Origin of the sequence: Xanthomonas sp. A1809, from assembly GCF_017746015.1 — a bacterium.
Lineage (GTDB): Bacteria > Pseudomonadota > Gammaproteobacteria > Xanthomonadales > Xanthomonadaceae > Xanthomonas > Xanthomonas euvesicatoria.
The window spans coordinates 533706-555835 of sequence record NZ_JAGHWZ010000005.1 but is presented as its reverse complement, the minus strand read 5'-3'; the positions used below and the strand labels follow the sequence as shown (position 1 = coordinate 555835).

The following is a 22130-nucleotide window of genomic DNA, read 5'->3' as shown; positions in this document are numbered from 1 at the left end:
ACCATCGCTCGCTCCGTTTTCACGTCAACTCATTCACGATTGCGAGTATGTTCACTCGTTGATTGCTATCCCTTGCACACTTTTCCTGCCCGATCCGAGCCGTCCATGAAAAAACCGCTGCGCTGGCTAGCCGCCTTGACCGCCCTGTTGTTGCCGCTGAGCGCACTCGCGCAGCAGCAAGGTCTCACCATCGATATCGTCGGCGGTAGCGCGTCTGCCACGCCGATCGCTGTCATTCCGATGCCGTATCAGGGCTCGGGCACCGCGCCGCAGACCGACGTGTCCGCCGTGGTCGGCGCCGACCTGGATCGTTCCGGGCAGTTCCGCACGTTGCCGGCCGCGCAGATCGTCGAAAAGCCGACCCGTGGCACCGAGGTGCAGTTCCAGACCTGGCGCACCCTCAAGCAGAACTACATCGTGGTCGGCCGCGTCATGGACGCCGGCGAAGGCGCATACCGGGTCGAATACGAGTTGTTCGACGTGGCCAAGGGCGAGCGCATGCTGGGCCTGGCGATGACGGCGCGTGCCAATGCAATGCGCGATGTTTCGCACCAGATGGCTGATGCCATCTACGAGAAAATCACAGGCGTGCGCGGTGCCTTCTGGACCCGCATTGCCTACGTGACCGCCAGCGGCAAGGGCGGCGCCATGCGTTATGCGCTGATGGTGGCCGACTCGGACGGCTACAACCCGCAGACCATCGTGCGTTCGGCCGAGCCGCTGCTGTCGCCCAACTGGAGCCCGGACGGCAAGAAGCTGGCATATGTGAGCTTCGAGCGCGGCAACTCGTCGATCTACCTGCAGGACATCGCCACCGGTGCACGCGAACTGGTGTCCAGCTTCCGTGGCATCAACGGCGCACCATCGTTCTCGCCGGACGGACGTCGCCTGGCGCTGGCGCTGTCGCGCAGCGGTAACCCGGAAATTTACGTGATGGATCTGGGGAGCAAGCAGCTCACCCAGCTCACCAACCACTTCGGCATCGACACCGAGCCGACCTGGGCACCGGATGGCGGCAGCATCTACTTCACCTCCGATCGCGGTGGGCGTCCGCAGATCTATCAGGTGGCAGCCAGCGGCGGCAGCGCCAACCGTGTGACCTTCCAGGGCAACTACAACGCCACCGCCAGCGTGTCGTTCGACGGCAAGAAGATTGCCGTGGCTCAGGGCAGCGGCAACACCTACCGCATCGCGATGATGGACCGCAGCCTGGGTTCGCCCAGCTGGAGCACGCTGTCGCCGGGGTCGCTGGACGAATCGCCGAGCTTTGCGCCTAACGCCAGTATGGTGTTGTACGCCGCACGCGAAGGCGGCCGTGGCGTGCTGTACGCGGTCTCCTCCGACGCTCGGGTCCGCCAGCGCCTGGTGCTGGCCGACGGCGATGTGAGAGAACCCGCATGGGGGCCTTACCGAACCGCGCATTAATGTTAATATTTCGCTGCGTTAAACCACTCATTGGCCCAGAGCCTCCATAGGTACCCCATGAACAAGTCCACCCGCGTCTTGCTTGTCTCCCTGCTGTCCGTTGCTGTGCTGGCTGGTTGCTCGAAGAAGGTGAAGGAAACTCCGCCTCCTGCGACCGATACCACCGCTGGTTCCTCGGTTCCCACCGGCCCGTCCACCTCTGGCCTGTACGGCCCGGGCGACCTGGATACCGATGCCTGCCTGCGTCAGCGCGTTGTTTACTTCGATCTGGATCAGGACTCCCTGAAGCCGGAATTCCAGGCCATCATGGCTTGCCACGCCAAGTACCTGCGTGACCGTCCTTCCTCGCGCATCACCCTGCAGGGCAATGCGGACGAGCGTGGTTCGCGTGAGTACAACATGGGTCTGGGCGAGCGTCGCGGCAATGCCGTGTCGTCCTCGCTGCAGGCTGCCGGCGGCTCGGCCAGCCAGCTGACCGTCGTCAGCTACGGCGAAGAGCGTCCGGTCTGCACCGAGTCGAACGAGTCCTGCTGGTCGCAGAACCGCCGCGTCGAAATCGTGTACACGGCTCAGTAAGAAGCGATGCGCTTTCGAGTGACATCCCTGTTCGTCGCGGCGGCCCTCGTGGTCGCCGCGCCGGCATACGCCCAGCGAGCCAGTCTCGCTGATCGTGTGGCCGTGCTCGAGCAGCAGCAGGCCAATAGTCAGGCCAACAACGATCTCCTCAATCAGCTGCAGCAGGCGCGTTCGGACCTGCAGGCATTGCGGTCGACCGTCGAACAGCTGCAGCACGACAATGAGCAACTCAAGCAGCAGTCCAAGGACCAATATCTGGACCTGGATGGACGCTTGAACCGGTTGGAAGGCGCAGGTGGCGCAACACCGCCATTGCCCCCAGCGACCGGCAGCGTGACCCCGGCCCCGGCACCTGCCGCGCGGCCCGCAGCGGCGGCAACTTCCGAGAAGCCGCCAACCGTCCATGGCGACCCAGGCACCCTGGCCGTCAGCAACGACGAACGTACGGCCTACAACGTGGCCTTCGATGCATTGAAGAACGGCAAGTACGACGATGCGTCGCAGCTGTTCCTGAGCTTTCTGGAGCTCTATCCCAACGGCGTGTATACCCCCAATGCCTTGTATTGGCTGGGCGAGAGCTATTACGCCACCCGTAATTTCCAGCTTGCCGAGGCGCAGTTCCGTGATCTCGTCAGCCGCTATCCCACGCATGACAAGGCCGCCGGCGGCTTGTTGAAGCTTGGCCTGTCGCAGTACGGCGAAGGCAAGAACAACGAGGCCCAGCAGACCTTGCAGCAGGTTGCTTCGCAGTACCCCGGCTCCGACGCGGCACGCGTTGCGCAGGAGCGCCTGCAGTCCATCCGTCTCGGCCAGCAACTGCGCTGAGCCTCGCGTTCGTGCCTGCCGGCACGGCGCATACTTTGCCCATGAATGCCGCCGCCGTCCCCAGCGAGATCGTCCAGTCGCCATTGCCGCGATTGAAGATCACCGAAATCTTTTTGTCCTTGCAAGGCGAGGCCGAAGCAGCTGGCTGGCCTACGGTATTCGTGCGCCTGACCGGCTGCCCGTTGCGCTGCCTGTACTGCGACACCGCCTACGCGTTCCATGGCGGGCAGTGGCATGACATTGACGCAATCGTTGCCGAAGTCGCCAGTCACGGCGTGCGCCATGTCTGCGTGACCGGCGGCGAGCCGTTGGCGCAGAAGCGTTGCCTGGTTCTGCTGGAGAAGCTCTGCGACGCCGGTTACGACGTCTCGTTGGAGACCTCCGGTGCGCTGGACGTGTCTGCCGTCGATCCGCGCGTCTCGCGCGTGGTCGACATCAAGACGCCCGCATCCGGCGAGGAGGCACGCAATCGCTGGGAAAACCTGCCGCTGCTGACCGCGCGCGACCAGATCAAGTTCGTGATCTGCAGCCGCGCCGACTACGAATGGTCGCGCGAGATCGTCGCCGCGCATGCACTGGATCGCCGCTGCACGGTGTGGTTTTCGCCCAGCAAAAGCGAGGTGAGCCCGCGGCAATTGGCCGACTGGATCGTGGCAGACCGCTTGCCGGTGCGCTTCCAGATGCAGCTGCACAAGCTGCTGTGGAACGACGAGCCTGGGCGGTGAGGATCAGGCGCGTAGCGCAGTGCATCAGGCGACTGCCTTGCGCTGGCAAAAAGTCCGGACGGTGTTTTGATTTGCTCAGGTAGCCGGCGATCCCGCAACGTGGCAAAGACCTGTAAGCCGCTATGCGGTGATGCGTTAGCGTAACGGCGCACCGGTGTCCGCGCGCTCGTACGGGCGAGCGAATACTGCGCAATTGCGGAGCGGATGCCTTCTGCGGAGCGATGAAGTTCGCTGAAAGCCTTGCTGGAGATGGTGGGCCGTGATGGATTCGAACCATCGACCAAAAGATTAAAAGTCTTCTGCTCTACCGACTGAGCTAACGGCCCACTGACCCCGACATTGCGTCGGGGTGCGCATTCTACCCTACGCGGGCGTCAAGACAAAATGGCGTAGTGCGTGGGGTCGGGAACGCCGGCATCGGCAAAGCCGGCCGCGCGCAGGCGGCAGGCGTCGCAGTGGCCGCAGGCGCGTCCATCGGCATCGGCGCGGTAGCAGGAGACGGTGAGGCCGAAGTCCACACCCAGGCGCACCCCTTCACGGACGATGTCGGCCTTGCTGAGGAACTGCAGCGGTGCGTGCACGCGCAGCCCTGCACCTTCCACGCCTGCCTTGGTGGCCAAGTTGGCCAGCACCTCGAAAGCGCGCACGAACTCGGGACGGCAATCGGGGTAGCCGGAGTAGTCCACCGCATTGACGCCACAGAACAGGTCGTTGGCGCCGACGACCTCGGCCCAACCGAGCGCCAGCGACAGCATGATGGTGTTGCGCGCGGGCACGTAGGTGACGGGGATGCCGTCGCCGCCAGCGTCGGGGACGTCGATGTCGTCGGTCAATGCCGAGCCGCCGATGCTGCGCAGGTCCACGTCGACCACCTTGTGTGCAACGACGCCCTGCGCGGCAGCGACGCGCGCTGCGGCGTCCAGTTCGGACGTATGGCGTTGGCCATAGCGCACGCTCAGCGCGTAGACGGCAAAGCCCTGCTCCTGCGCGAGTGCGATGACGGCGGCGGAATCCATGCCACCGGACAACAGAACAACGGCTTTTTTCATGGCGAATCGGCGATCACTGCGGAATAAGCCCGAAGGCTATCAGGGACGATGGCGCAGGGCGACCGGGAACCGGTCTTCGATCGGCTTCGGTTGGCGCGGGATTGGCCGGTGCAGGCACGAAACAGTGGAATGCGCTTGCGGCGTTGGTCGATTGCAACCGCTTTGTCTGGCGACGGCGCGCGTTTTTGTTGAGCTGGATTTGACGTCAAATACGCATGATCAGGCGTTCACGTAAGTCCATTTATCGTTCGCTTCAATTTTGGAACCATGACGCAATGGCCGAGCATCAGGAAGACGCAGCGAAATCGCGCATTTACGAGGCCCTGCTACAGGCAACACCGGATCTTTTGTATGTGTTCGATATCCAGCATCGCTTCGTCTACGCCAATCAGGCGTTGTTGACGATGTGGGGCATGCGCTGGGAAGACGCCTGCGGCAAAACCTGCCTGGAACTGGGCTACGAGCCCTGGCATGCGGCCATGCACGATGAAGAGATCGAACAGGTGATCGCAACAGGCCAGCCGGTGCGCGGCGAAGTGCCATTCCCGCATACGACCAAGGGCCTGCGCATCTACGACTACATTTTTACCCCGGTGTTCGGACCCGACGGCAAAGTCGAGGCGATCGCCGGCGCCACGCGCGACATCACCGAACACAAGCAGCATGAGCAGCATCTGCAGCTGTTGATCAACGAGCTCAACCACCGGGTCAAGAACTCGTTGGTGATGGTGCAATCGTTGGCGCGGCAGTCGTTCACCAACGCCGGTGGCCTGGCCGACGCACAGGAAAAGCTCGACGCGCGTTTGCTGGCGCTGTCGCGGGCACACGACACGCTGACGCGCGAAAACTGGGTCAGCGCCGACATCCTGGAACTGACCCGCGACGCTGCCGCGCTGTATGAGTCGCACGACAGCCAGCGCTTCACGTTGCAGGGTGATTCCTGTCGGCTTGATCCGCGGCGGGCATTGGCGCTGTCGATGGCGCTGCATGAGCTGTGCACCAACGCGCTCAAGCACGGCGCCTTATCCTTGCCAGCTGGCAATGTGCTGGTTTCGTGGGAGCGCAGCACGCGTGGCGAGCAGGAGCTGCTTGAATTGATCTGGCGGGAAACCGGCGGGCCGCCCGTGCAGCCACCCACGCGCAAGGGGTTCGGCACGCGTCTTCTGGAGCGTGGCTTGAAGCACGACCTCAAGGGCGACGTTGAGCTGTCCTTCGATCCGGCTGGCGTGCGCTTCCGCGTTTCCATCCCGTTGCCGCCCGAGCATGCCGAGGCACGGCCATGACCATGCGCGTGCTCCTGGTCGAAGACGAATCGTTGGTGGCGATGCTCTTGGAGGATTGCCTGGCGGAACTGGGCTACGAGGTGGTGGCAACCGTGGCCGACGTGGACGCCGCGTTGCAAGCGGTGCAGGCAGGCAACCTCGACCTGGCACTGCTGGACATCAATCTTGGCGGCACCTTGTCGTTTCCCATTGCGGAAGAACTGGATGCGCGCGGTGTTCCGTATATCTTCGTGACCGGCTATGCGCAGGGCGGGATTCCCGAAAAGTACCGGCACCGGCACGGCCTGCAGAAACCCTTCCATTTTCGTGATCTAAAACATGCGCTATCGCTGCTGCAGCAGCGCAGCGCCGAGTGATCAGCGCGGGTCTTGTTGCAGTTGAACGACATGGGGGCGCTGAGAAGTTCGATATCGCCGACTGCCGCAATACTCCGACGTGCATGGCACCGCGGCATTCAACCGGTGCGGACAGTGATTGGAATCGGCACTTGGGCGTGCCTGCGCAGCGATTACCCGGCTAGCGTGGCAGGTGTAGCCAATGTGGCGATGGGTGCCGGAATTCGCAGCGTATGCAGATGCATGGCAGCCCGGCGACGGGCAGGTGGTGAGAACGATGGCCGTGGTGTCTATCTGCTGCCACGCAAGCTGGTGGCAGCGGCCTCGCGCAGTGCCTGGTTGAGTTGCTGCAACACGTTCGAGCGCACAGCGGCGTACTGCCAGTACAGCGGAACATCGAGCCAGCGGGTGGGGTCGACGATGACGACCTGCTTGTTGCGCACCGCAGGCAGCACCATCGCTTCGGGCGCCAGGCACCAGCCCAGCCCGCGTGCAGCGGCTTCGACAAAACCGGTGGAGGTGGGCAGGTAATGCGTGGGCGGGCTCAGCCGGCTACGCGTGACCCGCCTGACGAAACGCGCCTGCAAGGTGTCCTTGCGATTGAACACCAGCATCGGCGCCTTTCCCAGCGCGTCGGCAGTGAAGCCGTCCTGGAAATGCGCAGCGACGAACGCCGCCGATGCGATCGCGTGGTAACGCATCACGCCCAACGCCTGGACATTGCAACCCTGCAGTGGCGCGCGCTCGGAGGTGACCGCGCCCAGCACGCTGCCAGCGCGCAGCAACTCCAGGGTGTGGTCCTGGTCGTCCATCTGCACATCGAACAAGAAGCCGTGCGCCTGGTGGAGCGAAGACAGCGCCTGCAGGAACCAGGTCTGCAACGAGTCGTCATTGACCGCGATGGCGAGGGTACGTGGGTGCCCGGCGATGCCATCGCCAGGCAGGAAGTCGGCAATCGCTTCGGCTTCGAGGACCTGCATGGGCTTGAGCCGGCGCAGCAGCCGTTCGCCGGCCGGCGTGGGCCGGCAAGGCGCCGTGCGCATGACCAGTACCTGCCCGAGTCGGTCTTCGAGCGCCTTGATGCGTTGCGAGATTGCCGAGGGCGTCAGTGCAAGACGCTGCGCGGCGGCGTCGAAGCTGCCTTCGTCCAGCACGGCTGCGAAGGCGGCCAATTGCGGATGCAGAAGATCCATGCGTTCACCTGCATTAGAAATGCTAATCAGCATACAGATTATTTAGTTTTCCTAATTCGATGTAAGGGCACACGATGCGCGCCTGCCTCGGAGACACCACCATGATCGTTCAAGCAACAGTGGCCGGTTTTCTTGCCGGTGCCGGTCTCATCGTCGCGATCGGCGCGCAGAATGCGTTCGTGCTGCGGCAAGGGCTCAAGCGCCAGCACGTGGGATTGGTGGTGGCGATCTGTGCACTTGGCGATATCGCGCTGATCCTGCTCGGCGTTGCTGGAATCGGCGCGTTGGCGCAGCAATACGCGGGCCTGCTGCAGCTGTTGCGCTACGCAGGCGCCGCATTCCTGGCGGTGTATGGGTGGATGGCCGCCTGCCGGGCCTGGCGCGGAGATGGCGCAATGTCGCCGGCAGAACACGGCGAAGACCGCTGGCAACGCGCCATGCTCACCTGCCTGGGGTTTACCTTCCTCAACCCGCACGTCTATCTCGATACGATGCTCTTGCTCGGCAGCCTGGCCACGCATTACCCCGGCGCGTTGCGCTGGGCATTTGCACTGGGTGCGTGTATCGCCAGCGTGAGCTGGTTCTCTGGCCTGGGCTATGGGGCCCGCTTGTTGCAGCCGGTGTTCCGGCATCCGCGTGCGTGGCGGATACTGGATGGACTGATCGCGGTCTTCATGCTGCTGCTGTGTGTGCTGTTGCTGCTACCCGAGCACGCGGCGCTGCGCTAATCGCTCTGGCTGGACGGTGTGATGCAGTATCGCGCATGACTTGCGACGCATCAGAGCTGGGTATCCCGATCCATCGTGATCTGTTGCCGTACACCGCCAGGCCAGGGCCACCGGATCGTCGCTGACGCTGCGATTGCGCGCCACTTCGCGGTGTTTGGGCCGTTTCATCGGCAGCGAACAGGCGGCATTGCCGTGGATGGTGCCCCTGGGATGTGGACGGCGCCGTTGCAACATCCAGGCGCGCCTCCCAGGGCGCGCTTGGGACGAGGTCAGTGGCGTGTTGCGATTGCCGCCGGCAACCGCTTCGGTGCGCTCACGCCAGCTGCGCCTCTGCAGGGCAGCCAGCGGGCCACGCCACTCAGGCGTGGCGTACCTTGTCCAACAGATACGCGACTGGTGCGGTAGCACGCGTGTCTGCGCGGCGTGCGTGCCGTGCATCGATCTTGAAGATGGCGACCGCGTCGGTGAGGTGCACGGCTTGTTCTTCCATGGAGCGGGCCGCGGCAGTGGCTTCTTCCACCAACGCCGCATTCTGTTGCGTGGTCTCGTCCATGTGCGTGATGGTGTGGTTGACCTGTTCGATGCCGGCAGATTGCTCCTGCGAGGCCGCCGAAATTTCGCCCATGATGTCGGTGACGCGCTGGACGCTGGCCACGACTTCGCCCATGGTCTTGCCGGCGCTGTGCACCAGTGCCGAGCCTTCTGCCACGCGTTGGACGGAATCGTCGATCAGGTCCTTGATCTCCTTTGCTGCGCCGGAGGAGCGTTGCGCCAGCGTGCGTACTTCCGAGGCGACAACCGCAAAACCACGGCCCTGCTCACCTGCCCGGGCAGCTTCCACGGCGGCGTTCAGCGCCAGGATGTTGGTCTGGAAGGCAATGCCGTCGATGACGGAGATGATGTCGGCGATCTTCTTGGACGAGGCTTCGATACCACTCATCGTGTCCACGACCTTGCCGACCACATTGCCCCCCTCCGAGGCCACGCGTGCGGCGCCGATCGCCAGTTGATTGGCCTGGCGCGCACTCTCGGCATTCTGCTTGACGGTGGAGGTCAGCTCTTCCATCGAAGCGGCGGTCTCTTCCAGGTTGGCCGCCTGCTGCTCGGTCCGCTGGGACAGATCCTGATTGCCCGCGGCGATCTCGCTGGCCGCCGCGTTGATCGACACGGCCGATTGCTGGATGTTGCCGACGATCTGCGCCAGCTGGCTCGCCGTTGCGTTGGCGTCATCGCGCATCTGTGCGAACACGCCGCGGAAGTCGCCGCTCATGCGTGCGGTGAGGTCGCCCGCTGCGATCGACTGCAGCAGTGCCGACAGCGATTGCAGATTTCCGTCCGCGGTGGACATCAATTGGTTCAGGCTCTCCACCATGATGCGGAAATCGAACTGGAAGCGTTCGACATCGCCACGGGCGCTGAAGTCGCCATTGGCAGCCGCCTGTGCAAGGTGCCTGATTTGGTGATTCATCGCCGACAGGTTGAGCTTGACCTGCGACATGGTGTTGCTGAAGGCGGCTTTTTCGCCCGGCAGGGGCTGCATGTCTTCGGAGAGTTCGCCGATGGCATAGCGCCCCATGATGCGCGCCAGATCGTTTTGCACGGCCACGTGCGAGGCCACCAACGCGTTGGTGTCGTTGGCCATGCGGCCGTAGTCGCCCGGGAACACGGTTGCGTCGATGCGGAAGCTGATCTGGCCGTTGTCGTGATGCTTGGCCATGTCGGTCTGCGCCGCGATGAGGTTGCGCAGCTGCAGTTGCATCTTGTCCATGGCCTGCAACAGGCGACCGGTTTCATCCGTTGCGGTGGTGTGCACATCGTTGCGCAGATTGCCTGCGGCGATGGCTTCGGCAGTGCGCGTGGCCTGGCTCAACGGCGTGGTGAGGCTGCGCGTGATCAACCATGCGAGCAGCGCACTGATCACCAGCGCAGCGATACCGCCGCTGGCCAGGATGATCTTGCCGTTGTGCATCGATGCAACCGCTGCCGCGTATGCGTCTTTGCTGAGGCGGCGCTCTAAGGCCGCATTTGCAGCAATTGCGGCTTGTTGCTCGTCCATCGCCGCAGCGGCAGCGCCTTGCAACAAGGCCTGCGCTTGCTGATTCTGGTCGCGCATGCCGTAGTCGAGAATCTGGTTGTTGAACTTGACCGAGACGTCGCGCTTTTCCTGCACCAGTGCGAGCGCGTTTTTCTCGAGTTCGCTGCTTGGCATCGCAGCCAAGGCATCGTGGGCTTGCTTGTAGCGCGCACGACTCTTTTCGATGATGTGCAGCGCGCGCCGGTTGGCCGCATCGCCGGACACCATCACCACGTCGCGCAAGCCGATCGCCACGTTGGTGTTGGCGTCGAGCATTTCGGAGGACAGCCGGATCCTTTCCATGTTGTTGTTGACGATGGTGTCCAGCTCATAACGCGCATTGGACATGGTGATCAGGCCGGTCGCCACCAGCAGGCCCGACAGCAGAATTAAGATGCCGAAGGCCATTCCGAGGCGACGGCCGACATTGAGGCGTTGCAGAAAGTCATTCATGACCGCTTCCAGGTAGTACAGCTGAGCAGCTCGGTGGATGCGGGGTGCATCGACTCAAGCGTCTTGCCCAGCTAGCGGCCGGATTTGAGGGAGCTAAAGACCGTCGATCGAAAATACTTACCGCTGATTCATTACAGATCGGAAGTTTCCTGACAGCAGTTTCCCGCGTCCTGACACGGGCGCCCCAGGGCGCGAATTCAGATGTTTCTGGCCGGATCGAAGCGTGCCAGGAATGCAGCGATTTTCCGACGTTTTGCCGACATGTGCGCTGACCGACAGACGCGTATGACCGGCCGCCGGATTGCATGCAGAGCCCAGTGCTGCATCGAACGCTGGGCAACGATCTGCCGCGAGCCCGTGGGCGGATAGGTCGTGCGAGCTACTTCATTGGAGGTGCGCCACGCCGTATGCCGAGCGGATTGCCGCGCCGCAGCATGCATGCCAGTAAGCACCGCGTGCTGCAGCGTGAGCCATCGCGTGCGCAGCGGCCCAACGCGATGGCGATCACTCTTTGCTCAGGCTTCCAGCGCAGCGACTACGTCTGCGTGCAGTTGCTTGGCGCCACTCTCGCTGTTGAAGCGCGCAAAGACTTCTTCGCCGGAGATCAGCCCGACCCGAACCGAGTGGCAATACGACCCGAAGCTTTCGCCAGCATTGAATGGGTCGCTGATGACAGAGATATGGTTGAGGCGGACCCGGGCGGTGCCGAACTGGATAAACATCTGCGATCTCCTGTGTGAGCTTCGAGTTTCCCACGTTGTCGTGCGGTGCAGAAGCGTTTGCCGGTGCCTGCGTGCACACGGCGTTTGCCATTGCGTTGGTGGCGGGCAATGCGCAACTTGCGCAGGCGCACCGTCCAATGCATTGGGCAACGCTCCATCGCTGCCGTGCAACGACTCACGCGGGCGAGCAGCCAGCACGTACACTGCCGTCCCTGATGCTGAGCTCGCCCGATGTCCGATCCGATCCGTCTCGATAAATGTGTAGCTGCCGCGTTCGGCTGCTCGCGTGGCGAGGCCCAGCAGTACATCGAGGGTGGGTGGGTCAGCGTGGACGGAGTGGTGGTCGAAGAACCGCAGACGCTGGCTACCGCGGCGCAGGTCACCCTGGCCGAAAATGCGGTACTGGCGCCTGCCGAGCCCGCCACCTTGTTGCTGCACAAGCCGGCAGGCATCTGCGTCGATGCCGCGCTGGCGCTGGCCACGCCGGCAACGCGCAGCGCACTGGATCAGGCGGACGTACGTGTGCTCAAACGGCACTTCCTACGCTTGCACGCACCGCTGCCGCTGGAAGACGCCGCAAGCGGCCTGCTGATCCTGAGCCAGGATGGCCGCGTGCTGCGCCGGTTGAGCGCTGACGCCAGCGCGATCGAGCAGGAATTTCTGGTCGAAGTGCGCGGTGAATTGCGCCCTTACGGCATGGCGCGGCTGGCGCATGGCTTGGTCTATCAGCAGCGCAGTCTGTCGCCTTGCAAGGTGAGCTGGCAAAACGAAGACCGCCTGCGGTTTGCGATCAAGCACGTGCAGCCGGGCCAATTGCGCTACATGTGCGGCGAAGTGGGCCTGGAGGTCGTGAGCATTCGCCGCCTGCGCGTGGGCCGGGTGTCGCTGGGCAAGCTGGCGATCGGCGAATGGCGCTACCTGCCGGCAGGTGAGCGGTTCTGACTGCAGCACGGAGTATGCGGCTGCAGCCGCTGGAATCACGTCGCGCTGTGTGCAAGCGTACTCAGTCACGGCCAGCAGCGCATGCAGCGATTATTTCTTGTTGCGCTTTTTCTTGGCACGCGTGACCAGAAACAGCACAACGGCAATCACACCGATGACCAGGATGATGAAGGCCGGAGATAAAAACGAATTGTCGCCCATGCGGAACTCCTGACAGTCTTGCGCAGCACAGCGCTGCGATGACGTTAGCCTAGCGAGCGGCCTGCTTGATCGCGTGAAATGCATGGCTTGCCGCAGAAGCAAGCACATATTTCTGCCGCATCGATGATCAGCGCATCGACGTAAGTGGCGCGGAAGCTGGCGTTGCCTTGCATCGATCCATGCAGCAATCAATCAGCCACCTGGCACGTGTGGGAGCGTGCCTGTGCAGCGTGATTCGAGAAAGGATGGCCCGGTGCATGAGCGGGTAGCCAAGCAGGCGCTTGCGCAATGATGCGCTCATCGGCATGCCGCGCGGATTGAGTGCCATGAAAGTGATGCGCAATCGCAACGACGGTAGAGCTGCGGTCAATCGCAGGACGGGGCAGGTCTTCCAGGCATCGAACCTGGCGACAATTCTTTGGTGCTAAGCGACTGCACGGACGAACGCACGCGCAGATCGCAGGGAAGGCGCGGCCATTCTGTCGCGCCTTTTCATCCGTGTCCCGGCAGGGGCGTGCTCTGCGCCCCGCGAGTTGAGCGGCCCAACAGGCCTCGCGTCCGGTAGCTGCAGTTTAAATGCGACATCTATCACGTAAATCGGGAGCGAGCCGACACGCTGTCGGGGCGTACCCGACAGCCGTCGCGACGATCTGCGCATGACCGTGGGCTTGTGCCCACAGCCCAGCTCACTGCATCACTGAAACGTAGAGGTGCAGCGGAAGCCGGAACAATCGATCTGCACCGTATTGCCGCTGCTGCAGACCGCGCTGAAGCGCGTGGCGCTGGTGGCCTGCATGGTGCCGCATTGCAGGCCATTGCTGATGCCCTGGGCGCGACTTGCCGCCGACGCGGTCGACATCGCCGGGCTTGCAGGCCCAGCGTTGCCCCCGACACTGGCAGACGCTGCCGCAACGTCTGCCTGCTCGGCGGCTGCCGGTTCGCTCGCCAATGGCAGGGTGACCGCCGACCCGTGCGCGGAGTTGCCTGAACTGGGATTGCCTGCAACCACCACACCGTGCGCGTTCTCGCCCTGCAACGGTTGGCCCCGGTCTTCACGATGGCGGTCGAAGCTCAGCGTCTGCCCGAACACCAACTGGATCCAGCTCGGGTAGGTATAGCCGGTGCCCTTGCTGTGATCGACGATGGCGCCAATCGCCCCGCCGATCAGAATGTTGCCCTAAATGCCCATGTTGGCGCGCGAGATGGAACGGCCGGCGGCATCACGTTGGCCGGGCAGCACACAGGTCACCTCCAGATCGCGCGCGGAACGATGCACTTGTGCGGTCTGACCGGACTTCACCGTGACGCGGCCCTTGTCGTTGCTGATGGCGCAGTCGGCGCCGGAAACCAGTTGCCCATCGGCCGTCTTGGTGTCGATGCGAATTGGCTGGGTCGCGTCGTTCATGACCGTGGCGCAACCGCTTAGCGCAACCATGGCAATGGCTGCGGTCACTAGATGTCTCATGTTTTCCCCTGGCGTAGGACACGGTACGGCCAGCCGGGCGTTACGCCGCGTCTGTGGTACTACCGTGGTGTGGTCGATCCCCGTTGCCGCCGCATCGCGCGAGGGCTGGCATTTAATACCGGGATTGTGGGCGGCCGTCCAGTCGCGGCCGCTCGTGTTTACGCGACCGGGGTGGCCAGCACGCGGTGCTTGGCCATCACGCTGCGGATCGCACTGAGCAGTTGCTCAGGGGTATACGGCTTTTCCAGAAAGGCCACGCCGTCGGGCAGGATCTCTTCCACGTATTCGACCGCCAAGCCCGAAGTCAGCAGCACCGGCAGGTTGTACGGCGCATGTGCAGTCTTGAGCGCCAGATCCACACCGGTCAGGCCGCCCGGGAAATGGATATCGGAAAACAGCACGTCCACGCGCGGGTCGCTTTCGATCAAGGCCAAGGCTTCTTCGACCGAGCCGGCGCTACGGCAAGTGAACCCATAGCTCTCCAGCACAAGGCAGCTGAGCTGTCGGGTTCCGTCGCCGTCTTCGACAACGAAGACAACCGGCCGTTCCTTGTTCTGTGGCATGAGCTGGTCTCGTAAGGCAGGCCACATTCTCAGCGATGCGGCAGTGAACCCTCTGTCAACGCACACCTCGCCGTATGGTTACCAGCCGAACGGGCCCGGACCATAGCCACCGGGTGCATAACGCGGGCCGAAAATGGAGCCCTCACCACGTCCGACGCTGATGCTGACGCCAATCTGGTGCGCCTTCCCGTCGTCGTCGTAATAGGTCTTGCAGGAATTCAAATTCACCGCCTGCCAGTTGCTGTTGCCGCCGCGGCTGGAGTAGCCCAGGCCGGTTTCGACAGCACCATGCAGCTTGCCCTGGCATTGCTCGGCGCGCTCGGCAGCGATGGAAGCGGCACTGGGCCGGGCCAGCGCCGGCTTGGGGCCGCTCTTGTCGCCGTAGAAGGTGCCCGGCGGGTCGTTGCTGTATTCCGGGTCGGAGCGGAGCTGCACCGGGGCTTGCGGAATGCTCAGGTCCAGCGAACGTGCGCTCGCCGTTTCGGGATTGCCGTCGCTGGCTTGGGCCAACGCACTTCCAGCGGCGACGCTGCCGGTGGCAAACAGAGTGACCAGGACAAGCAGGCTGCGTTTCATCGGTTGGACTCTACGAAGAGGGGCTGGCAGCGCGTGCCGGCTCGCTTTGTGAAACTAGCAACGGCTGATTGAATGCGCGCTGTCGATCCTGCGGATTTTTGTGCCGTCTGCGGTGTTGTGTTGACACATGCTGCTGCATCAGCCCTGTTCGCGCACGATCTCGATCAATTGCGCGCCATAACGCGCCAGCTTGCCGCCGCCGATGCCGCCCACCCGCGACAGCGCATCGATGCTGGTTGGCCGTTGTTCGGCGATGTTGCGCAAGGTGCTGTCGTGGAAGATCACGAAAGCCGGCACGTTCTGTTCCTTGGCCAGATCCGCGCGCAGGCCACGCAAGGCGTTGAACAGCGCCAGATCCTGCGGCTGCACCGGCAGGCCGGTGCGCTGCGCGCTGCGCTCGCGCCCGGCAGCCGGGTTTTCGCGGCGCATCATGACCTGGCGCTCGCCCTTGAGCACCTGGCGGCTGGCATCGGTGAGGCGCAGGCCGCCATGACCTTCGCTATCCACCTCCAGCAGGCTGGCGGCCACCAGCTGGCGAAATACCCCGCGCCAGGTGCGTTCGTCCAGGTCGCGGCCGATGCCGTAGGTGCTCAGCTGGTCGTGGCCCAGCTGTTTGATACGTTCGTTTTCGCTACCGCGCAGGATGTCGATCAGATGGCCCACGCCAAAGCGCTGCCCGCTGCGATACACGCAACTGAGCGCCTTCTGCGAGGCTACCGTGGCGTCCCAGGCGGCGGCCGGGGTCAGGCAGTTGTCGCAGTTGCCGCAGGGTTTGGGATAGGTCTCGCCGAAGCCGGCCAGCAGCACCTGGCGGCGGCATTGCATGGATTCGCAATAGCCCAGCAGGTGGTCGAGCTTGGCGCGCTCCAGACGCTTGCGCTCTTCGGCGGCTTCGCCTTGCTCGATCATCTGCTTGAGCAGCACCACATCGCCCAGGCCGTAACACAGCCAGGCGTCGGCGGGGTCGCCGTCGCGGCCGGCGCGTCCGGTTTCCTGGTAATAGCCCTCCAGCGATTTGGGCAGATCCACGTGCGCCACAAAGCGCACGTCCGGCTTGTCGATGCCCATGCCGAAAGCGATCGTGGCGGCCATGATGATGCCGTCCTCGCGCAGGAAGCGGCGCTGGTTTTCTGCACGCACCTCTGCCGGCAGGCCAGCGTGATAGGGCAGTGCATTGAAGCCTTGCGCGCACAGTTGCTGCGCGGTTTCTTCCACCTTGCGCCGCGACATCGCATACACGATGCCGGCCGAGCCACGATGACGGCCCAGGAATTCCTGCAGCTGTTTGCGCGCGTTGTCCTTCTGCACCACCGTGTAGCGGATGTTGGGGCGGTCGAAGGAACTGACGAAGTGGCGCGCGTCCACCAGATCCAGGCGCTCTGCGATTTCGCGCTGGGTCGGCGGGTCGGCGGTGGCCGTCAGCGCCATGCGCGGAATATGCGGCCAGCGCTCGTGCAGCACGGTGAGCTGGCGGTATTCCGGGCGGAAATCGTGGCCCCATTGCGAGACGCAATGGGCTTCGTCGATGGCGAACAGCGCAATGCGGCTACGTTCCAGCAACGAGAGGAAGCGCTGGGTCAGCAAGCGCTCGGGCGCAACGTAGAGCAGATCCAGGTCGCCGGACAACAGGGCGCGTTCCACGCGCTGGGCGTTTTCTGCATCCAGGGTGGAATTGAGGAACTCGGCGCGTACGCCGAGCTGGCGCAGGGCCTCGACCTGATCCTGCATCAGCGCGATCAGCGGCGAGACCACGATGCCGATGCCGTCGCGTAGCAGCGCCGGCACCTGGTAGCACAGCGACTTGCCGCCACCGGTGGGCATCAGGACCAGGGCATCGTTGCCGGCAGCGACGTGTTCGACAATGGCCTGCTGCGGGCCGCGGAAGTCGTCGTAGCCGAAGACGCGGCTGAGCAGTTCGTGAGCGGGGGAAGACATCGACCTAGGATACCGTGCGGGTCAAGCCCTGGCCGGATGGCATGGGAGCAGCTGCGCGCAATGGCAGATCGGAGATTGCCGCGATGTGCTGTATGTCGGCGCGCAGGGGACGCACTGAAGCCTTATGCGGTTGGGATGACGTGGGCTTCGCACCGTACCCTCACCCCAACCCCTCTCCCGGCGGGAGAGGGGCTCAAACCCGAAGGGGCGAAGCCCAGAGGGTTTACTGCAGCAGCGAGCGCAGCATCCAGGCGTACTTTTCGTGGGTCTGCAGACGCTGGGTCAGCAGGTCCACGGTCGGGTCGTCGCCGGCGTCGTCGGCGGTGCCCAGCACCTTGCGTGCGGTGCGGCAGACTGCTTCGTTGCCGCTGACCAGCTGACGCACCATTTCACGCCAGTCGGCGCTGTCGCTCAGGCCCGGCTCTTCCGGGATCGAGGTCAACGCAACGAATTCGCGGTACGAGCCCGGCGCGTTGTAGCCCAGGGCGCGGATGCGCTCGGCCACCTCGTCCAGCGCCGCCCACTGCTCAGTGTACTGGGTTTCGAACATGGTGTGCAGCGAGTTGAACATCGACCCGGTGACGTTCCAGTGGAAGTTGTGGGTCTTCAGATACAAGGTGAAGGCGTCAGCCATGTAGCGGGCCAGACCGTCGGAGATCTGCTTGCGATCGCTGTCCTTGATCCCGATATCGATATGCGGTGCCGACGCAGCAGCGACCGGCAGGGCATCACTGACGACGACGGGCTTATTGGCGTTTTTTTTCTTGGACATGGGATGGTCCTTGCAGGGTGGATGTCTTGGGGAACTGATATGGCGTCACAATAGACAGGCTAAAGGATCAAACGTCATTCAATTTTTCACATTTTTCCATCAATGAGCGCTATCGACTCCACCCTTGCCGACACCTTGCGTGAGCGCCGCCGTGCCGTGGATGGTGCGATGAGCCGCGACCGTGGCCGCTTGCTGGGCCTATGGTCGCGCTGGCAGGGCAAGCCGGGCAACCCGCAGGTGCGCGATGCGTTCGAGCAGGCGCTGGCGGCATCGCAGGCGCAACGCCAGGCGCGGGCCGAGCAGCAACCGGCCATCACGCTGGACGACCAGTTGCCGATCGCGCGCGAGGCCGAGCGCATCATCGCGCTGATCCGCGATCATCAGGTGGTGGTCATCGCCGGCGAAACCGGCTCGGGCAAGACCACCCAGCTGCCCAAGCTGTGCCTGGCGGCCGGACGTGGAGCCGCCGGGATGATCGGCTGCACCCAACCACGCCGGATCGCCGCGCGTGCAGTGGCCGCGCGCGTGGCCGACGAGCTGAAGACGCCATTGGGCACGACGGTGGGCTTCCAGGTGCGCTTCACCGATCGCGTCAGCGATCAGTCGCGCATCAAGTTCATGACCGACGGCATCCTGCTGGCGGAAATCGCCAGCGACCGTTGGCTGTCGTCCTACGACACCATCATCGTGGACGAGGCGCACGAGCGCAGCCTCAACATCGATTTCCTGCTCGGCTATCTCAAGCAGTTGCTGCGCAAGCGCTCCGACCTCAAGTTGATTGTCACCTCGGCCACCATCGACACCGAGCGCTTTGCACGGCACTTCGACGATGCGCCGGTGATCAGCGTGGAAGGCCGCACCTTCCCGGTCGAGGTGCGTTATCGCCCGCTGGAAGGCGATACGGGCGACAGCGACGATGGCGAACACGGCAGCGGCCGCGACGGCGAGCGCAGTGTCAACGATGCGATCGTGGCGGCCATCGACGAAATTACCCGCATCGACCCGCGCGGCGATGTGCTGATGTTCCTGCCGGGCGAGCGCGAGATTCGCGATGCGCACCAGTCGCTGGAACGGCGCAAATACCGTGAAACCGAAGTGGTGCCGCTGTACGCGCGGCTGTCGGCGGCCGATCAGGATCGCGTGTTCAACCCGGGCCCGCGCCGGCGCCTGGTACTGGCCACCAACGTGGCCGAGACCTCGCTGACGGTACCGCGCATCCGCTATGTGGTGGATCCGGGGCTTGCCCGCGTCAAGCGCTACAGCCCGCGCCAGAAGCTGGACCGGCTGCATATCGAGCCGATCTCGCAGGCCAGCGCCAACCAGCGTATGGGCCGTTGCGGTCGCATTGCAGAGGGTATCTGCTACCGGCTGTATGCCGAAGCGGACTTTGCCGCGCGTCCGGCGTTCACCGATCCGGAAATCCGACGTTCCTCGTTGTCCGGGGTGATCTTGCGCATGCTGCAGTTGGGGCTGGGCAGGATCGAAGACTTCCCGTTCCTGGAGGCACCCGACGAACGTGCGGTGGCCGATGGCTGGCAACAGCTGCTGGAGCTAGGCGCCATCGATGCGCAGCGGCGTCTGACCGCCACCGGGCGCCAGATGGCGCGCCTGCCAGTGGACGTCAAGCTGGCGCGCATGCTGGTGGCCGCGCAGCAACATGGGTGCCTGCGCGAGATGATCATCATCGCCGCATTCCTGGGCATCCAGGATCCGCGCGAGCGCCCGCCGGAAGCGCGCGAGGCCGCCGATAACGCGCATGCGCTGTTTGCCGACGCGCGCTCTGAATTCGTCGGCATCCTGCGCTTATGGGATGCGTACCGGCAGGTGCATGAAGATCTCACCCAATCCAAGCTGCGCGACTGGTGCAACCGGCATTTCCTCGGTTTCCTGCGCATGCGCGAGTGGCGCGAGCTGCACCGGCAGCTGCGGTTGCTGTGCGAAGAACTGGGTTGGAGCGAAGAGCCGGCCAATGTGATGCTGGCGCCGTTGCTGGCCGGTGCCAGCGCGCCCGCCCGCGAGGACGGCCACAACGTCAACCGGCCTACGCGTGGCCAACTGCACCGTGCTGCGCGGCTGGCGCGCGAAGGCAAGCCGGATCCGAATGCAGCACCTGCGCAACCTGCGCCTGCTGCGACGAACAAGCAGGCCGAGGCTGCCGAAGCCTCGGCGCGGACCACCGAGCGCGAGCGTGCGGCGGCGTATCAGGCGCTGCATCGCGCGCTGCTGGCGGGCCTGCCGACGCAGATCGGTCATCGCACCGAAAAAGGCGATTATCTGGCCGCGCGGCAACGCCGCTTCGTGCCGTTTCCGGGTTCCGCATTGGCGCGCAAACCGCCGCCGTGGATTCTGGCGGCCACGCTGCTGGACACGCAGAAAGTGTGGGGCATGACCAATGCCGCGATCGAGCCGGATTGGGCGATTGCCGAGCTGCCGCATCTGCTGGCGCGCAAGCATTTCGATGCGCACTGGTCGCGTGCGCAGGGGCAGGTGGTCGCTTCGGAACAGATCAGCCTGTTCGGGCTGGTGCTGGCGCCGAAAAAGCCCGTGCATTTCGGCAAGATCGATCCGGCCGCAGCGCATGACCTGTTCGTGCGCCAAGGCCTGGTGACGGGCGAAATCAATACGCGGGCCGCATTCGTGGCCGACAATCTCAAGGTGCTCGAGCAGGCGCGCGAAGAAGAGGCCAAGCTGCGTCGTGCCGGTATCGTTGCCGACGAAGGCTGGCAGGCGCGCTGGTATCTGGATCGCATTCCGGCCGAGCTGCATTCGGCCAGCGGTCTGGATGCGTGGTGGAAGAGCTTGCCGCCGGACAAGCGCCGCAGCCTGCATTGGTCGTTGAACGATCTGCTGCCGGGCGAAGGCAGCGAAGCCGATCGCTTTCCGAAATATTTCCCACTCGGCGATGCGCGCCTGCCGTTGCATTACCGCTTCGAGCCGGGGGCCATCGACGACGGCGTGACGCTGGAGGTGCCGTTGCACCTGCTCAATGCGCTGGATCCGGCGCGCCTGTCGTGGCTGGCGCCGGGCTTCGTCGCCGACAAGGCGTCTGCGTTGATTCGTAGCCTGCCCAAGGCGCAACGCCGCAACTATGTGCCTGCACCCGATTTCGGACGTGCGTTCTACGAGGCATTTAGCATTGCCTCGGCCGACGATATCCGCGGCGAACTGGCGCGCTTTCTGACCAAGGCCACCGGGACGCAGGTGACGGCACTGGATTTCGATGAGCAGGCGCTGGACACGCATTTGCTGATGAACCTGCGCCTGCGCGACGACGACGGCAAGGTGCTGGCCGAGTCGCGCGATCTGGACGGGCTGCGTGCGCGCTTCGGCGAGCGCGCGGGGCAGGCATTCGCCGCACGGGCCGGGCGCGCGCTGGCCGCCGAGGGCCTGCGCGACTTTCCGAGTGCGCCGATTCCCGAACAGGTGGCCGGCGAGGCCGGCGTGCCGGCATACCCGGCGCTGGTGGATCAGGGCGACAATGCGGCGCTGCGTATCTTTGCAGACCGCAACGACGCTGCGCGGGCGCATCCGCGCGGCGTGCGGCGCTTGCTGGAAATCGCATTGGCCGACAAGATCAAGCAGGTGCGCAAGCAACTGCCGGTGTCGCCCAAGACCGGTCTGCTGTATGCGGCGATCGAATCGCAGGAACGCCTGCGTGGCGATCTGGTCGATGCGGCGCTCAATGCCGTGCTGGCCGATGGCCTGGGCGCCATTCGCGACCCCGGCGCGTTTGCGCAGCGCCGCGACGATGCGGGCAAGCGGCTGTTCGGCGAAGCGATGGAGCGTTTGAAGTTGGCCGAAAGCATCCTGGGCGCCGTGGCCGAACTCAAGCCACTGCTGGAGGCGCCGTTGATGGGCTGGGCACGCGGCAACCTGGACGACATGGAGCAGCAACTGCGCGCGCTGGTGCATGCAGGCTTCCTGCGCGACACGCCGGCCGATGCATTGGCCAATTATCCGCGCTACCTCAGGGCGATGATCCTGCGTACCGAGCGCGCAAAGCGCGATCCTGCGCGCGACCAGGCGCGCATGCTCGAGCTCAAACCGTTCGTGGATGCAGTGGAAGCCGCCGCTGCGCACGGTTTGCAAGACCGCCAAGAGTGGCAGGCGCTGCGTTGGGATCTGGAAGAACTGCGCGTGTCGGTCTTTGCGCAGGAGCTGGGTGCCAAATCCGGCGTTTCGGCGAAGAAACTGTCGCAACGGGTCGCTGCACTGCGCAGTTGAGCCTTCGGTCGGGCATGTATCCGAACAAAGCCGCGTGCGTCTTTATAAGGCACGCGGCGTGCGC

At 64.1% G+C, this 22130-nt stretch carries 19 protein-coding genes and 1 tRNA gene; 9 read left to right on the top strand and 11 right to left on the bottom strand.

Annotated features, from left to right (window positions below; translation table 11 throughout):
- Positions 1–105 precede the first annotated feature (105 nt).
- The 4 genes from tolB to queE are packed head-to-tail and all read left to right on the top strand — an operon-like array spanning position 106 to position 3551.
- The gene (gene tolB, locus J7396_RS08735) at positions 106–1425 is read left to right on the top strand and encodes a Tol-Pal system beta propeller repeat protein TolB (protein ID WP_003482565.1); all 1320 of its coding nucleotides are present in this window, start codon (positions 106–108) and stop codon (positions 1423–1425) included.
- A gap of 57 nt (positions 1426–1482) precedes the next feature.
- Positions 1483–2001, top strand: a complete 519-nt coding sequence (gene pal, locus J7396_RS08730) for a peptidoglycan-associated lipoprotein Pal (protein ID WP_003482562.1) — start codon at positions 1483–1485, stop codon at positions 1999–2001.
- A gap of 6 nt (positions 2002–2007) precedes the next feature.
- Positions 2008–2826, top strand: a complete 819-nt coding sequence (gene ybgF / locus J7396_RS08725; RefSeq protein ID WP_007971751.1) for a tol-pal system protein YbgF — start codon at positions 2008–2010, stop codon at positions 2824–2826.
- Between the two features lie 41 nt (positions 2827–2867).
- Entirely contained in the window at positions 2868–3551 is a 684-nt protein-coding gene (queE, locus tag J7396_RS08720) for a 7-carboxy-7-deazaguanine synthase QueE (protein ID WP_008578060.1), read from the top strand.
- Positions 3552–3801: 250 nt separating this feature from the next.
- On the opposite strand, the gene J7396_RS08715 is transcribed toward queE, so the two are convergent.
- Both J7396_RS08715 and queC read right to left on the bottom strand, forming a co-directional pair.
- Positions 3802–3877 (bottom strand) — tRNA-Lys (locus J7396_RS08715).
- A gap of 48 nt (positions 3878–3925) precedes the next feature.
- Positions 3926–4600, bottom strand: coding sequence for a 7-cyano-7-deazaguanine synthase QueC (gene queC, locus J7396_RS08710; RefSeq protein ID WP_008578058.1), 675 nt, complete (start codon positions 4598–4600; stop codon positions 3926–3928).
- Between the two features lie 275 nt (positions 4601–4875).
- Here queC and J7396_RS08705 point away from each other — a divergent pair, with 275 nt between their 5' ends.
- Complete coding sequence (locus J7396_RS08705; RefSeq protein ID WP_008578056.1) at positions 4876–5883, top strand: HWE histidine kinase domain-containing protein; 1008 nt, start codon at positions 4876–4878, stop codon at positions 5881–5883.
- Complete coding sequence (locus tag J7396_RS08700; RefSeq protein WP_008578055.1) at positions 5880–6239, top strand: response regulator; 360 nt, start codon at positions 5880–5882, stop codon at positions 6237–6239. Before J7396_RS08705 ends, J7396_RS08700 begins: the two co-directional genes overlap by 4 nt.
- A 269-nt stretch (positions 6240–6508) precedes the next feature.
- Here J7396_RS08700 and J7396_RS08695 read toward each other — a convergent pair whose 3' ends face one another.
- Positions 6509–7411, bottom strand: a complete 903-nt coding sequence (locus J7396_RS08695) for a LysR family transcriptional regulator ArgP (protein ID WP_008578054.1) — start codon at positions 7409–7411, stop codon at positions 6509–6511.
- A gap of 101 nt (positions 7412–7512) precedes the next feature.
- Here J7396_RS08695 and J7396_RS08690 point away from each other — a divergent pair, with 101 nt between their 5' ends.
- Entirely contained in the window at positions 7513–8139 is a 627-nt protein-coding gene (locus J7396_RS08690) for a LysE/ArgO family amino acid transporter (protein WP_033479514.1), read from the top strand.
- 358 nt (positions 8140–8497) lie between these two features.
- Here J7396_RS08690 and J7396_RS08685 read toward each other — a convergent pair whose 3' ends face one another.
- Together J7396_RS08685 and J7396_RS08680 are read right to left on the bottom strand one after the other, a co-directional pair.
- The gene (locus J7396_RS08685) at positions 8498–10666 is read right to left on the bottom strand and encodes a methyl-accepting chemotaxis protein (RefSeq protein ID WP_008578052.1); all 2169 of its coding nucleotides are present in this window, start codon (positions 10664–10666) and stop codon (positions 8498–8500) included.
- 515 nt (positions 10667–11181) lie between these two features.
- On the bottom strand, positions 11182–11388 hold the full coding sequence (locus tag J7396_RS08680) for a hypothetical protein (RefSeq protein WP_008578051.1): 207 nt from the start codon (positions 11386–11388) through the stop codon (positions 11182–11184).
- A gap of 231 nt (positions 11389–11619) precedes the next feature.
- On the opposite strand from J7396_RS08680, the gene J7396_RS08675 reads away from it, so the two are divergent.
- On the top strand, positions 11620–12330 hold the full coding sequence (locus J7396_RS08675) for an rRNA pseudouridine synthase (RefSeq protein WP_008578050.1): 711 nt from the start codon (positions 11620–11622) through the stop codon (positions 12328–12330).
- Positions 12331–13225: 895 nt separating this feature from the next.
- On the opposite strand, the gene J7396_RS08670 is transcribed toward J7396_RS08675, so the two are convergent.
- The 6 genes from J7396_RS08670 to J7396_RS08650 form a co-directional block, all read right to left on the bottom strand.
- Positions 13226–13621: a hypothetical protein gene (locus tag J7396_RS08670; protein WP_244669578.1), complete on the bottom strand. Its 396-nt coding sequence runs from the start codon at positions 13619–13621 to the stop codon at positions 13226–13228.
- 87 nt (positions 13622–13708) lie between these two features.
- Positions 13709–13936: a hypothetical protein gene (locus tag J7396_RS22520; RefSeq protein WP_244669576.1), complete on the bottom strand. Its 228-nt coding sequence runs from the start codon at positions 13934–13936 to the stop codon at positions 13709–13711.
- 218 nt (positions 13937–14154) lie between these two features.
- A complete protein-coding gene (locus tag J7396_RS08665; protein WP_008578047.1) occupies positions 14155–14559 on the bottom strand; it encodes a response regulator in 405 nt (134 codons plus the stop codon).
- A gap of 78 nt (positions 14560–14637) precedes the next feature.
- Positions 14638–15135: a hypothetical protein gene (locus J7396_RS08660; protein ID WP_008578046.1), complete on the bottom strand. Its 498-nt coding sequence runs from the start codon at positions 15133–15135 to the stop codon at positions 14638–14640.
- A 138-nt stretch (positions 15136–15273) separates the two neighbouring features.
- Positions 15274–17070, bottom strand: a complete 1797-nt coding sequence (gene recQ / locus J7396_RS08655) for a DNA helicase RecQ (protein WP_071118513.1) — start codon at positions 17068–17070, stop codon at positions 15274–15276.
- A 223-nt stretch (positions 17071–17293) separates the two neighbouring features.
- Positions 17294–17842 (bottom strand): Dps family protein, encoded by a 549-nt coding sequence (locus J7396_RS08650; protein ID WP_003482535.1) that lies wholly within the window; start codon positions 17840–17842, stop codon positions 17294–17296.
- A 102-nt stretch (positions 17843–17944) separates the two neighbouring features.
- Between J7396_RS08650 and hrpA the strand changes: the two genes are divergently transcribed.
- Positions 17945–22066 carry an ATP-dependent RNA helicase HrpA gene (hrpA, locus tag J7396_RS08645; protein ID WP_209261305.1) on the top strand — a complete coding sequence of 1374 codons (4122 nt, stop codon included), beginning with the start codon at positions 17945–17947 and terminating at the stop codon, positions 22064–22066.
- Positions 22067–22130: the final 64 nt, after the last annotated feature.